Below are 14,118 nucleotides of genomic sequence, written 5' to 3' on the forward strand. Positions count from 1 at the left end.
CGTCCCCTGGCTCCGTCGGGGAGACCCGAGGGGCGACCGCTCGATAGCAAGGTGCTGGAGGATCCGTGGACCTGTCCCTGTCGACTCGCAATGTGTCCGGCCCTGGTGGCGACCGTACGGTCGTCGAGGTCGGTGGCGAGATTGATGTGTATACCGCGCCCAAGCTGCGCGAGCAGTTGGTCGAGTTGGTGAACGACGGCAGCTACCACCTGGTTGTCGACATGGAGGGCGTGGACTTCCTGGACTCGACCGGTCTCGGCGTGCTGGTGGGTGGCCTGAAGCGTGTGCGTGCCCACGAGGGCTCGCTGCGTCTGGTCTGCAACCAGGAGCGCATTCTCAAGATCTTCCGGATCACCGGTCTGACCAAGGTGTTCCCCATCCACACCACGGTCGACGAGGCCGTGGCGGCCACCGACTGAGGTCGGCCGGAGCCTTCCGGAAGAGGGCAGAGGCACCGGGCGTTACGCCCGGATGCCCTCGCTCGTGAGTTCGCACGCTCGTACGTTCGAGGGGGATCGCATGGCCACCGTTGAACTGCGCTTCAGCGCCCAGCCCGAACACGTCAGGACGGCCCGCCTGGTGGCGGCCGCCGTGGCGCGCCGGGCCGGTGTCGACGAAGCAGTGTTGGACGAGGTCAGACTCGCGGTCGGTGAAGCATGCAGCCGGGCGGTCGGGCTGCACCGCAGCCATGGCATCACCGACCCGGTGAGGGTCGTGCTGACCGAGGAGGAGAAGAACTTCTCCATCGAGGTCGGTGACGGCGTCACCGGGACGGGTGGCGGCGCCGGTGGCGCCGGATCGGACGCGCCCGAGGGAGCGTCCTCGGGCGATCTCCACGACGGCGATGCCGAGGGCGAGGACGAGATGGGGCTCGCGGTCATCAGCGGTCTCGTCGACGATGTGGAAGTCAGCTCGGGAGACGACGGCGGGGTCATCCGGATGACCTGGCCGACGACGCCGGCCGTCGCGATGCCCTGATCGCTCCGTCCCCGTGGCTGATCCGCCCCGTTCCGATGGTTGACCGACGCGTCTCCGTGCTCGACCGGCCTGTCTTGGGGCCTGATCGAGCCGTTCCGGTGCCTGATCGGGCCATCGTCGTCGTGTCTGATCGGACAGCCGGGATGTTGTGATCGAAGTGCCCTGTCACCCCCTCGAAAGGCCCTGCTGAGCAGGGCCTTTCTTATTTCTCGAAAGATCGTCGATCATTTTATCAATGTGTTTATCCCATTACCTATTTTCAGCGCGATCATTTACGTATAGATAAGTCACGGTCGATTGCATGTGGCGTGCTCTGTTTTGATCAGGTCCTGCTCCCTACAATCCGTCCATCTTGAACGCTGAGCGTCAAGGAGGACGAATGGCGGGGCACTTCCATCCACAACTGTCCGAAAACCCCACTTCTCTCGCGGCGGCCATACTCACGGACGACAACCGGCTCATCGTGATCGTCATCGCGGTGGTCGCGCTGGCGGCGCTGTTCGTCGCCCAGCTCCTGGTGCGCCAGGTTCTGGCGGCCGGTGAGGGCACGGATTCGATGAAAGAGATCGCGGCGGCCGTACAGGAAGGCGCGAATGCCTATCTGGCCCGGCAACTGCGTACCCTCGGCGTCTTCGCCGTCGTGGTGTTCTTCCTGCTGATGCTGTTGCCGGCCGACAACTGGTCGCAGCGCGCGGGACGTTCGCTGTTCTTCCTGGTGGGTGCGCTTTTCTCGGCCGCCACCGGTTACATCGGCATGCGTCTCGCCGTACGCAGCAATGTGCGGGTCGCGGCGGCGGCGCGCGAGGCGACCCCGGCGGAGGGCGAGCCGGAAAAAGATCTCACGGCCGTTTCCCACAAGGCCATGAAGATCGCATTCCGTACGGGCGGTGTGGTCGGCATGTTCACGGTGGGCCTCGGCCTGCTCGGTGCCTCCTGCGTGGTCCTCGTCTACGCCGCCGACGCGCCCAAGGTGCTGGAGGGCTTCGGACTCGGCGCCGCGCTGATCGCCATGTTCATGCGTGTCGGCGGCGGGATCTTCACCAAGGCCGCCGACGTCGGAGCCGACCTGGTCGGCAAGGTGGAGCAGGGCATCCCCGAGGACGATCCGCGCAACGCCGCGACCATCGCCGACAACGTGGGCGACAACGTCGGGGACTGCGCGGGCATGGCCGCCGACCTCTTCGAGTCGTACGCCGTGACCCTGGTCGCGGCGCTCATTCTCGGCAAGGCGGCGTTCGGTGACTTCGGGCTCGCCTTCCCGCTGATCGTTCCGGCGATCGGGGTGATCACGGCGATGATCGGCATCTTCGCGGTCGCCCCGCGCCGCTCCGACCGCAGCGGAATGAGCGCCATCAACCGCGGCTTCTTCATCTCCGCGGTGATCTCGCTCGTCCTGGTGGCTGTGGCGGTCTTCGTCTATCTGCCGTCCTCGTACGCGGAACTGAACGGTGTGGACGATCAGGCGATCCTCACGCACGCCGGGGATCCGCGGGTGCTCGCCCTGGTCGCGGTCGCCATCGGTATCGTGCTCGCCGCCCTGATCCAGCAGCTCACCGGCTATTTCACCGAGACCACCAGGCGCCCGGTCAAGGACATCGGCAAGTCCGCCCTGACCGGCCCCGCCACCGTGGTGCTCGCGGGCATCGCCATCGGTCTGGAGTCCGCCGTCTACACCGCCCTGCTGATCGGGCTTGCGGTGTACGGGGCGTTCCTGCTCGGCGGTACCTCGATCATGCTCGCGCTCTTCGCGGTGGCGCTGGCCGGTACCGGACTGCTCACCACCGTCGGTGTCATCGTCGCCATGGACACGTTCGGCCCGGTCTCCGACAACGCGCAGGGCATCGCCGAGATGTCCGGCGACGTCGAGGGCGCGGGCGCCCAGGTGCTCACCGACCTCGATGCCGTCGGCAACACCACGAAAGCCATCACGAAGGGCATCGCCATCGCCACGGCCGTACTCGCCGCGGCGGCGCTCTTCGGCTCGTACCGCGACGCCATCGCCACGGCCGTGGCGGATGTGGGGGCCAAGGCGGGCGAGCTGACGCTCAGTCTGGACATCTCCCAGCCCAACAACCTCGTGGGGCTGATCCTGGGCGCCGCGGTCGTCTTCCTCTTCTCCGGACTGGCGATCAACGCGGTGTCGCGGTCGGCCGGCTCGGTGGTCTACGAGGTGCGGCGGCAGTTCCGCGAGCATCCCGGGATCATGGACTACACGGAGAAGCCGGAGTACGGGCGCGTGGTCGACATCTGCACCAAGGACGCGCTGCGCGAGCTGGCCACGCCGGGCCTGCTCGCCGTCCTCACCCCGATCGCGGTGGGCTTCTCGCTCGGGGTCGGTGCGCTCGGCTCGTTCCTGGCTGGCGCGATCGGCACCGGCACCCTGATGGCCGTCTTCCTGGCGAACTCCGGCGGCGCCTGGGACAACGCCAAGAAACTGGTCGAGGACGGTCACCACGGCGGCAAGGGCAGCGACGCCCATGCCGCGACGGTGATCGGGGACACGGTCGGGGACCCGTTCAAGGACACGGCGGGACCCGCCATCAACCCGCTGCTGAAGGTCATGAACCTGGTGGCGCTCCTCATCGCGCCCGCGGTCGTGCAGTTCAGCTACGGGAGCGACGCCAGCGCGGGCATCCGCACCCTGGTGGCACTGCTCGCGCTGGCCGTCATCATCGGGGCCGTGTATGTCTCCAAACGGCGCTCGGTGACGGTGGACGGTGGGGACGGCAGCGGCGGTGACGGCTCGGGCGGCGGAACGGAGAAGTCACCGGACCCGGCCGTGGCGTCCTGAGTTCTCCGGCGGACGGCGGGCGGGCGGCGCCGCGGGACGCGCCGTCCGCCCGTCGGCGGGCTCGGGAACTCACGTTCTTGGGAACTCACGGCGTGCGTGAGGTGTCTCTCCCTTGGTGCAAATGGCTGCAATAGCACACGGACTGGACGACCTGGACATGGTTGTCGCCCACTTGGCGTGTATGTTCCGGGGCCGAGAGCCTTGGAAGGGACCATCCGGTGAACAAGAAGCTTGTGGCCGCGCTGTCCGGCGGTGCGGTACTGCTCATGACGCTGTCCGGTTGCGGTGACGACAGCGAGGGCAAGGTGAACGACTGGGCCAAGAAGGTCTGTGACCAGGTTCAGCCCGAGCTGAAGAAGATCGGGGCCGCCAACACCTCCATCCAGCAGGCGACCTCGGACAGCACCAAGCCCATCGACGTCCAGAGGACCGACTCGGCGGCCTTCCAGTCCATCTCCGGCGCCTACAAGGCGCTGGGTTCCGCCGTGAACAGCGCGGGCGCCCCGCCCGTCGCCGACGGCGAGAAGACGCAGCAGGAGGCCGTCAAGGAACTCAACGCCACCTCCACGGCGTACGCGAGCCTCCAGCAGAAGGTCGACGAGCTCAACACGAAGGACCAGGCGGACTTCGCCGACGGCCTCAAGGGCATCGCGGACGAGCTGGACAAGCTCAGCAGGAGCGGTGACAAGGCGCTCCAGCGGCTCCAGTCCGGTGCGGTCGGCAAGGCCATGGCGAAGCAGACCGGGTGCCAGAAGACCCCGCCGACCAGTGCCGGTGCGACCGGCTCTCCGGCGAACGGCGGCTAGGGTCTTTCGTTTGGATCTGGCGAGCCCAGCAAGATCCAAACGAGAGGCCCTGGGTCCTCTCGAACCGTCCACCCCGCCCGCCACCGTCCGTATCGGCGTCGCTGCCGCCGTTCCGCGGTGCGCGCGGCGATCCACGACATCCGCTCTTGGACGCTCTCGAACACGACCACGCGGCCCGGTCCCCCGAACGGAGGGACCGGGCCGCGGGCCGTTGTCAGTGGGAGCCGCCACAATGGGCGGGTGAGTACGACCAGCCTTCCCGCGCCCGACCACTCGCCCCGACTCCGTGCGGCCCTCCTCGCCGCCGACTTCACCGTCGACGGTCTGCTCGACCTGCTCGGCGCGCCCGCGTACGCCGCGCTGGCCCGCAGCGAGACCGTGCCCGCGCTGCGCGCCACCCGCGGCGACACCCCGCTCGCCACGCTCGTACGGCTCTTCCTGCTCCAGAAGCCGGTCCCGCAGGAGCGTGCGGCGGCCACGCTGCCGCTGGACGAGGCCCTGGCCGACGGCTGGGTCGTACGGGACGGGCGGGAGGTCCGGGCGACGGTGGACGTCCGGCCGTACGGCGGACCGGAGGGGCAGGACTGGTTCATCGTGTCCGACCTGGGGATGGCCGTCGGGGGTGCCTCGGGCGCGAGCGGTCATGACGAGGCGGTGGTGCTCGGTGTGGGCGGGGCCTCGACGACCCTGGCGGGGATCACCGTACGGACCCCCGTCGAGAAGGCGCTCGACCTCGGCACAGGCTCCGGTATCCAGGCGCTGCACGCCGCCCAGCACGCCGTACGGGTCACCGCCACCGATCTCAATCCGCGGGCGCTTGGCTTCACCCGGCTGACGCTGGCCCTCTCCGGCGCGCCGGACGCGGAGCTGCGCGAGGGCTCGCTCTTCGAGCCGGTCGGGGACGAGACGTACGACCTGATCGTCTCCAACCCGCCGTTCGTCATCTCGCCCGGCGCCCGACTGACATACCGGGACGGCGGGATGGGCGGGGACGATCTGTGCCGCACCCTTGTGCGGCAGGCGGGCGAGCGGCTGCGCGACGGCGGATTCGCGCACTTCCTCGCGAACTGGCAGCACGTGGAGGGGGAGGAGTGGGAGCAGCGGCTGCGTTCCTGGGTGCCGCCCGGCTGTGACGCCTGGATCGTGCAGCGCGAGGTCCAGGACGTGACGCAGTACGCGGAGCTGTGGCTGCGCGACAGCGGCGACCACCGGGAGGACCCGGAGGAGTACGCCGCGCGGTACGAGGCGTGGCTGGACGAGTTCGAGGCCCGTAAGACGAAGGCGGTCGGCTTCGGCTGGATCACGCTCAGGAAGTCGGGCGGGGAGCGGCAGTCGATCGTCGTGGAGGAGTGGCCCCATCCGGTCGAGCAGCCCCTCGGCGAGACGGTACGGGCCCACTTCGAGCGGCAGGACTATCTGCGCTCGCACGACGACGCGGGGCTGCTGGCCGGGCATTTCCTGCTGTCCCCGGAGGTCGTCCAGGAGCAGGTGGGGCTGCCGGGGGCCGAGGACCCCGAGCATGTGGTGCTGCGACAGCACCGCGGTATGCGGCGGGCCACGAGGGTCGACGCGGTGGCGGCCGGGTTCGCGGGGGTCTGTGACGGGAGGCTGAGCGCCGGGCGGATCCTCGACGCGATCGCCCAGCTCATGCAGGAGGACCCGGTACTGCTCCGCGACCGCACGCCCCAGGCGATCCGACTGCTGGTGGAGGAGGGGTTCCTGGACCCGGCACCGACATCGCTCTGACACGACTGCCCGATGGGGTGTCCGCAGGGCCGCCGCGTCCGGGCCGGTGACCGCGGGGCCGCCGACCGACGGGCCGGTGACGACGGGCCGGTGACGACCGGCCCGTGGGCGGCCCGTCCGCCGGGGCATCGGCCCGGCTCTCGCTGCCGACCCGGTCGCCCGTGGGTCTTCGTGGGTCCGGAAGGGCGGGTCCGGACAGCGGGTCCCGGCGAGCGGGCGGCGAACACGCGCGTGGCGTTCACCCGGAATTCGTGCCCCTGACGCCCCGGGGTGTCAGCCTCGGCCTCCTGAACCCCCGGCGCCCCGTGAAGGGCGTCATGCCAGGAGCGAGGTACGGACATGGAGAGCGGGCCGGCGATCTTCGCGGGAGCGGTGTTCGCGCTGTTCGGCGCCGGACTGCTGCTGTGGACGGTGGCGCGGGTGCTCCACCGCGCGCCGGTGGCCCACGGGGTGCGGCCTGCGGCGTCCATCACGCTCGCGACACTCTCGGGCGTGCTCTTTCTCGCTCTCGGCGTGTGGTGTTTCGGTCGTATCTGATCCGCTTCCCCGGAGCCGGTCCCGTACCGCCGGACCATGATCGAACAGACCCGCGCCGACCGCCGCCCGGGTGCCGGACCTGCACCGTACGGGTTTCGAAGCCCTCGGACGCGACCGTTCCGGAACGTTCCGGCGGCGGCCGGGCCGGTGCCGCGCGACGCGACGGGCACGGGGGTCCGGGCGGCAGGAATGCCTGGAGTCGGGTTACCGTTCGAGTGGCCGTTGCGGGCTTTTGCCGTTTGACACGGGGGCGGGTTGTACCGTCACACTCCGCAGCGAAGCAGCGTCACCGCTGGGCCGCCCGCGCCCGGCCGTGCCGTACGCCCGTACTGCTGTACGCCCCGTACTGCCGTACGGGCCCACCGAGCGTCGACCGGAGAGAAGAGCGAAGTTGTCCCCGACCAGCGAGACCGCACACGGCGGCCGCCGACTCGTCATCGTCGAGTCGCCTGCCAAGGCGAAGACGATCAAGGGGTACCTCGGCCCCGGCTACGTCGTCGAGGCGAGCGTCGGGCACATCCGCGACCTCCCGAACGGCGCCGCGGAGGTGCCCGAGAAGTACACCGGCGAGGTGCGGCGCCTCGGCGTGGACGTCGAACACGACTTCCAGCCGATCTATGTCGTCAACGCCGACAAGAGGGCCCAGGTCAGAAAGCTCAAGGAGCTGCTGGCCGAATCCGACGAGCTCTACCTCGCCACCGATGAGGACCGCGAGGGCGAGGCCATCGCGTGGCACCTCCAGGAAGTGCTCAAGCCCAAGGTCCCGGTCCACCGGATGGTCTTCCACGAGATCACCAAGGACGCGATCAGGGCCGCCGTCGCCAACCCGCGCGAGCTCAACACGCGCATGGTCGACGCGCAGGAGACCCGCCGAATCCTCGACCGCCTCTACGGCTACGAGGTCTCGCCGGTCCTGTGGAAGAAGGTCATGCGCGGCCTGTCCGCCGGCCGTGTCCAGTCCGTCGCGACCCGGCTCGTCGTCGAGCGGGAGCGCGAGCGCATCGCGTTCCGCTCCGCCGAGTACTGGGATCTGACCGGTACGTTCTCCACCGGCCGCGCCGGGGACGCCTCCGACCCTTCCTCGCTCGTCGCCCGGCTGAACGCGGTCGACGGCCGGCGTGTCGCCCAGGGCCGTGACTTCGGCCCGGACGGACGGCTCAAGTCCGACCAGGTGCTGCACCTCGACGAGGCCGCCGCGCGGGCGCTCGCCGCCGCGCTGACGGACACCTCCTTCTCGGTCCGCTCGGTCGAGTCCAAGCCGTACCGCCGCTCCCCGTACGCGCCGTTCCGTACGACGACGCTCCAGCAGGAGGCCTCGCGCAAGCTGGGCTTCGGGGCGAAGTCCACGATGCAGGTCGCGCAGAAGCTGTACGAGAACGGCTTCATCACCTATATGCGTACGGACTCCACGACCCTGTCGGACACGGCGGTCTCGGCGGCCCGTGCGCAGGTCACGCAGTTGTACGGGGCGAGCTATCTGCCGGACAAGCCGCGTACGTACGCCGGGAAGGTCAAGAACGCGCAGGAGGCGCACGAGGCGATCCGGCCCTCGGGCGACCGCTTCCGCACCCCGGCGGAGACGGGTCTGACCGGCGACCAGTTCAAGCTGTACGAGCTGATCTGGAAGCGGACCGTCGCCTCCCAGATGAAGGACGCGGTCGGCAACAGCGTCACCGTCAAGATCGGCGGCAGGTCGAGCGACGGCCGGGACGCCGAGTTCTCCGCCTCCGGCAAGACGATCACCTTCCACGGGTTCATGAAGGCGTACGTCGAGGGCGCGGACGACCCGAACGCGGAGCTGGACGACCGCGAGCGCCGGCTGCCGCAGGTCGCCGAGGGCGACGCGCTCAGCGCCGAGGAGCTGACGGTCGACGGTCACGCGACCAAGCCCCCGGCCCGTTACACCGAGGCCTCGCTGGTCAAGGAGCTGGAAGAGCGGGAGATCGGCCGCCCGTCGACCTACGCCTCGATCATCGGCACCATCCTCGACCGCGGCTATGTCTTCAAGAAGGGCACGGCGCTCGTCCCGTCCTTCCTCTCGTTCGCCGTGGTCAATCTGCTGGAGAAGCACTTCGGCCGGCTGGTCGACTACGACTTCACGGCCAAGATGGAGGACGACCTCGACCGCATCGCGCGGGGCGAGGCCCAGGCGGTGCCGTGGCTCAGGCGCTTCTACTTCGGCGAGGGCGACGACAACGCGGGTATCGCGTCGGGCGCGGGCAACGGGGACGGGGACCACCTCGGCGGTCTCAAGGAACTGGTCACCGACCTCGGCGCGATCGACGCGCGCGAGATCTCGTCCTTCCCCGTCGGCGACGGCATCATGCTGCGCGTCGGCCGGTACGGGCCGTATGTGGAGCGCGGCGAGAAGGACGAGGAGGGCCACCAGCGCGCCGATGTGCCGGAGGACCTGGCGCCCGACGAGCTGACGGTCGCGTACGCGGAGGAGCTGCTGGCCAAGCCGAGCGGCGACTTCGAACTGGGCGCAGATCCGGTGACGGGCCATCAGATCGTGGCGAAGGACGGCCGGTACGGTCCGTATGTCACCGAGATCCTCCCGGACGGCACCCCGAAGACCGGCAAGAACGCGGTCAAGCCGCGTACCGCCTCGCTCTTCAAGTCCATGTCCCTGGACACGGTGACGCTGGACGACGCGCTGAAGCTGATGTCGCTGCCCCGGGTGGTCGGCAAGGACGCCGAGGGTGTCGAGATCACCGCGCAGAACGGCCGGTACGGCCCGTATCTGAAGAAGGGCACGGACTCGCGGTCGCTGGAGAGGGAGGACCAGCTCTTCAGCATCACGCTGGACGAGGCGCTGGCGATCTACGCCCAGCCCAAGCAGCGCGGGCGTGCCGCGGCCAAGCCGCCGCTGAAGGAACTGGGCACGGATCCGGTGAGCGAGCGTCCCGTCGTGGTGAAGGACGGCCGTTTCGGGCCGTATGTCACGGACGGCGAGACGAACGCGACCCTGCGGACCGGGGACAGCGTCGAGGAGATCACTCCGGAGCGGGGTTACGAACTGCTCGCGGAGAAGCGCGCGAAGAGCCCGGCGAAGAAGACCGCGAAGAAGACGGCCAAGGCTCCGGCGAAGAAGGCCCCGGCCAAGAAGGCGACGACGGCGAAGAAGGCCGTCGCGAAGAAGACGACGGCGAAGACCGCGGCGGCCAAGAAGACGGCGTCCGCGAAGGCGGCGTCCGCGAAGACGGCGTCGTCCACGAAGACGGACGACGCGTAAGGCCCGTTGGGGCGAGTGGCGGCGAGTGGCAGGGCCTCCGCGAGTGGCGGGGCCTGCCGCCGCGTCCACGCCCGTACCCGTACCCGTGCTTACGTCCGTGCCCATGCTCTACGGGTACGGGTACGGGTACGGGTACGGTGGTGCGCGTGTCGGCCGGGCGTGGGCCGGGTGCGGGTAAGCGCGCGTGCGGTGGCGGGGCCGGGTGAACGGTCCCCGACGGGCCTCGTGTGCGCCGTTGGACCTCGTGTGCGCCCGCGTGTTCGGCTCGTGTGCGTCCGCGTGTTCGGACGGGGCCTCCAGGGAGGCAACAGCTCCGGATAGGCTGGGCGGATGACGCGAGCCGAGCAGCCAACGGTCGTGAGCCCCACCTCCGACTCCGACGCACTTGCCGCAGACTCACGAGAGCGTGCCGTGCGGTCCCTGCTGCGCCTTCCTCCGCTTCGGCGGTTGTGGGGGGCGCAGTTCGCCGGCGGTATCGGCGATGTACTCGCCGTACTCGTGCTTCTGCTGCTGTCGTTGCAGGCGGCGATCGCCGAGGGCTCATTCGGTGCGGGATACCGGGGCGCGGCGTTCGCCGTCGCGGCCGTGTTCGGCGCCCGGGTCCTCGCGACGCTGCTCTTCGGCACAGTCCTTCTGGGACCGCTGTCGGCGCTGCTCGCGCCGGGCGGCGGGAGGCGACCGGCTTCCGCGGCCGGGGCCGTCGGCACGGGTGGGGCCACGGGGGCCGACTTCGGCGCCGGCACCGGCGCCGGCACCGGCGCCGAGGGCGTGGCCGACAAGTCCGTCGAACGCGGCGGGCTCGGAAAGCTCGGGAAACCCGGCAAGGCCGGCAAGAAGGCCGCCAGGCCCGCCAAGCCGGCGAAGGACGGTGGTCCGCTGGACCGCCGCTGGACGATGATCGTCGCGGATGTGCTCCGCCTCCTGCTGCTCATCGTCGCGCCGCTGTGGCTCGAATGGTCACCGGACCGGGCGCTCCCGATCCTGCTCAGCACCGTCTTCGTCCTCGGTGTCGCCGAGAGGTTCTGGACGGTCGCCAAGGAGAGCGCCGCCCCCGCCCTGCTGCCGCCCCCGCCGCTGGAGGGCGCCGCGGTACGGCCACTGCCCGACCACCTCGACGCGCTGCGCCGGCTCTCCCTCCGTACCGCCTTCGCCGCGGTGCCCGTCGCGGCGTTCGTCCTGCTCGTCGCCACGCTGGTCGGCAATCTGCTCGGCCTCGGCATCGACTGGTTCTCGTCGCATCAGGCGGCCCTCGGCTCGTATGTCGCGGCGGGACTGTTCTCCGCGTCGGTGTCCACCCTGTACTTCCTGGAACTGCCCGACGGCCGTACGCCGCGTCCCCGCTCCCCGCTCGCAGGTCTGCGACGGCCGTCCGCCGTGGGCGTGAACGTGAACGTGGGCGTGGGCGTCGGTACGGGTGCCGCCGACGCCGCTGGCGACGCCGTTCCCGGCGGCCGGGGCGGCGGCCGGGACAAGGGGCGTACGGGTGCGCTGCCGCTGCTGGTCCTCGCGTGCGGCGCGATCGCGGGAGCCGTCGCGTCCGCCGTGGCCGTCTCCGTACTCCACGCCAAGGACCTCGGCGGCGGCCCCGTGGCCTTCGCCCTGCTGATCCTGGCCCTGACGGGCGGTACGGGACTCGGCATCCGCGGCGCCGCGAAGGTGCTGCCCGCCCTGTCACGCCGACGTCTGTTCGCGCTCGGGGTCGCGATCACCGGCATCGCGCTGCTGGCCATGGGGCTGGTGCCGGACATGGCGACCGTGCTGTTCCTCGCGGTGTTCGCCGGCCTCGCGGCCGGGGTCGTGGCGAGTACCGGACACGCGCTTATCGACCTGGAGGCGGAGGAGTACCGTCGAAACCGAGTCACCGAACATCTGCAAGCTGTCGTCAGGGTCTTTGTCGCAGTCGGCGTGGTTGTCGCCCCCCTCGTCGCCGCGGCCATCGGCCCGCACCGCCTCGCCAATGGAACCCTTGTCTTCGCGCACGACGGCGCGGCCTTCACGCTGATGCTGGTAGGCGCGCTGCTGCTCCCGGTCGCGGCGGTCGTCCTCGCCAAGACGGACGACCGTTCCGGAGTGCCGCTGCGTCGTGACCTGCGTGACGCGCTGCGCGGGGGCGCGGACCCGGCCCTCTCCCCGGCCGGGAGCGGCTTCTTCCTGGCGGTCGAAGGCGGCGACGGAGCCGGCAAGTCGACCCAGGTCGAGGCGCTGGCGGAGTGGATCCGTGCCAAGGGCCACGAAGTCGTGGTCACCCGCGAGCCGGGCGCCACCCCGGTCGGCAAGCGGCTGCGCACGATCCTGCTGGACGTGTCGAGCGCGGGGCTGTCGAACCGCGCGGAGGCACTGCTGTACGCCGCCGACCGCGCCGAGCATGTGGACTCGGTCGTACGCCCCGCCCTGGAGCGCGGCGCGATCGTCATCTCCGACCGCTATATCGACTCGTCCGTGGCCTACCAGGGTGCGGGGCGTGACCTGTCGCCGACCGAGATCGCCCGTATCTCGCGCTGGGCGACGGACGGTCTCGTACCGCATCTGACCGTGCTGCTCGATGTCTCGCCGGAGACGGCGCGCGAGCGGTTCACGGAGGCGCCGGACCGGCTGGAGTCCGAGCCGGCCGAGTTCCATCAGCGGGTACGGTCGGGCTTCCTCACCCTCGCCGCCGCCGACCCCGCCCGTTACCTGGTCGTGGACGGCGGACAGGAGCCGGAGGCGGTCACCACCGTCGTACGGCACCGGCTCGACCAGATGCTGCCCCTCTCCGAGGCCGAGGTGAAGGCCCGTGAGGAGGCACGCAGGGCCGCCATCGAGGAGGCCCGCCGCAGGGCTGAGGAAGAGGCCGCGCGCAAGGCGGAGGAGGAGCGGCTGGAGCGCGAGCGCCAGGCCCAGCTCGCCAAGCTCCGTGCCGAGGAGGAGGAGCGCAAGCGCCGCGAGCTGGAGGAGGAGCGGCAGCGCGAGGCCGAACGGGAGGCGGCGGAGGCCAGGGAGCGCGCCGAGGAGGCGCGGCGGCTGGCCGAGGAGGAGCGTACGCGCCGGGAGGCCGAGGAGCGGGCGTACGAGGCGGAGCAGGCGCGGCTCAGGAGGCAGGCCCAGGAAGAGGCCAGGCTGCGCGCCGAGGCCGAGGAGCGGCGCCGCGAGAAGCAGCGCAGGGCGGAGGAGTCGCTGCTCCGGGCGGAGGAGGCGCGGCGGCTCGCCGAGGAACCGGCGCCCGGTTCCGACAGCGGTCCCGGTTCCAGCGGTCCCGGTTCCGACAGTGGCCCCACTGCCTCGGCCGGCTCCGGGTCTGGATCTGGTTCCGGCTCCGGCTCCGGGTCTGCGATCTCGCCGAATGAGCTCACGGTGCCCACGCCGGTCATGCGGAAGCGGACGATCACGCCTGACGACGTGACCCAGGAGGTCCCGGCAGTGCGGCCGGCCGACCCGCGCGTGGCGGGAGCGCCGGACGCCGAGGAGACGCGGGTCATTCCGCGGGTGCCGGAACGGCCGGAGCCGTCCGAGAGGCCCGCGCCGCCCGAGCGCTCCGCGGATCGCGGGGTCGATGAGACCGCGGTGCTCCCGCAGGTGCCGTCGGCGCCGGTGCGGGACGGGGAGCGGGGCTCCGGCTCCGGGTTCGGTTCCGGCGGCTCCGCGGACGATCGGGGCACGCGGGGCACACAGAGCGGGCACCGGACTGGGAACGCACGGGACGCACGGGACGCGCGGGATCCGCGCGCCGTCGACGAGACCGCCGTGCTGCCGCCCGTACGCAACAGCGATCCCGCCGACCGGGTGCCGCGGGGCTTCTTCCGCGACGACGAATCGGCCGCGGCCGCCGAGGGCGGCAACGAGCGCACGCGCGAGATGCCGCAGTTCCCTCCGCAGGGCAGCCCGGAACGTGAGCCGGAGTCCCCCCGCCCGCGCCGTCGCTCGGACTGGGCGGAGGAGACTCCGCTGGACGATCTTCCGAGCCTGGCGGACGAACTGCTCGGCCCGCGCGAGGACGACGACGAGACCGACGGCAGGCGCCGCCGCTGAGCCCTCGCCGCTCATCCCTT

General features: G+C 70.8%; 8 protein-coding genes. All 8 read left to right on the forward strand.

Going from position 1 to position 14,118, the window contains the following annotated elements:
* The first annotated feature begins 65 nt into the window (after positions 1 to 65).
* The 8 genes from ACFYYH_RS08525 (at position 66) to tmk (ending at position 14,098) form a co-directional block, all read left to right on the forward strand.
* Positions 66 to 419, forward strand: coding sequence for an STAS domain-containing protein (locus tag ACFYYH_RS08525; RefSeq protein WP_003967428.1), 354 nt, complete (start codon positions 66 to 68; stop codon positions 417 to 419).
* A 100-nt stretch (positions 420 to 519) separates the two neighbouring features.
* Positions 520 to 978: an ATP-binding protein gene (locus ACFYYH_RS08530; RefSeq protein WP_388547653.1), complete on the forward strand. Its 459-nt coding sequence runs from the start codon at positions 520 to 522 to the stop codon at positions 976 to 978.
* Between the two features lie 379 nt (positions 979 to 1,357).
* Positions 1,358 to 3,769, forward strand: a complete 2,412-nt coding sequence (locus tag ACFYYH_RS08535) for a sodium-translocating pyrophosphatase (protein ID WP_388547656.1) — start codon at positions 1,358 to 1,360, stop codon at positions 3,767 to 3,769.
* A gap of 218 nt (positions 3,770 to 3,987) precedes the next feature.
* Entirely contained in the window at positions 3,988 to 4,575 is a 588-nt protein-coding gene (locus ACFYYH_RS08540) for a small secreted protein (protein WP_388547658.1), read from the forward strand.
* Between the two features lie 240 nt (positions 4,576 to 4,815).
* Positions 4,816 to 6,321: a methyltransferase gene (locus ACFYYH_RS08545; RefSeq protein ID WP_388547660.1), complete on the forward strand. Its 1,506-nt coding sequence runs from the start codon at positions 4,816 to 4,818 to the stop codon at positions 6,319 to 6,321.
* 339 nt (positions 6,322 to 6,660) lie between these two features.
* The gene (locus ACFYYH_RS08550; RefSeq protein WP_388547662.1) at positions 6,661 to 6,858 is read left to right on the forward strand and encodes a hypothetical protein; all 198 of its coding nucleotides are present in this window, start codon (positions 6,661 to 6,663) and stop codon (positions 6,856 to 6,858) included.
* A 391-nt stretch (positions 6,859 to 7,249) separates the two neighbouring features.
* Positions 7,250 to 10,093 (forward strand): type I DNA topoisomerase, encoded by a 2,844-nt coding sequence (gene topA / locus ACFYYH_RS08555; protein WP_388547664.1) that lies wholly within the window; start codon positions 7,250 to 7,252, stop codon positions 10,091 to 10,093.
* 330 nt (positions 10,094 to 10,423) lie between these two features.
* A complete protein-coding gene (tmk, locus tag ACFYYH_RS08560) occupies positions 10,424 to 14,098 on the forward strand; it encodes a dTMP kinase (protein ID WP_388547667.1) in 3,675 nt (1,224 codons plus the stop codon).
* Positions 14,099 to 14,118 lie beyond the last annotated feature (20 nt).

It is taken from the genome of Streptomyces sp. NPDC002018 (genome assembly GCF_042890865.1).
Classification (GTDB): Bacteria; Actinomycetota; Actinomycetes; order Streptomycetales; family Streptomycetaceae; genus Streptomyces.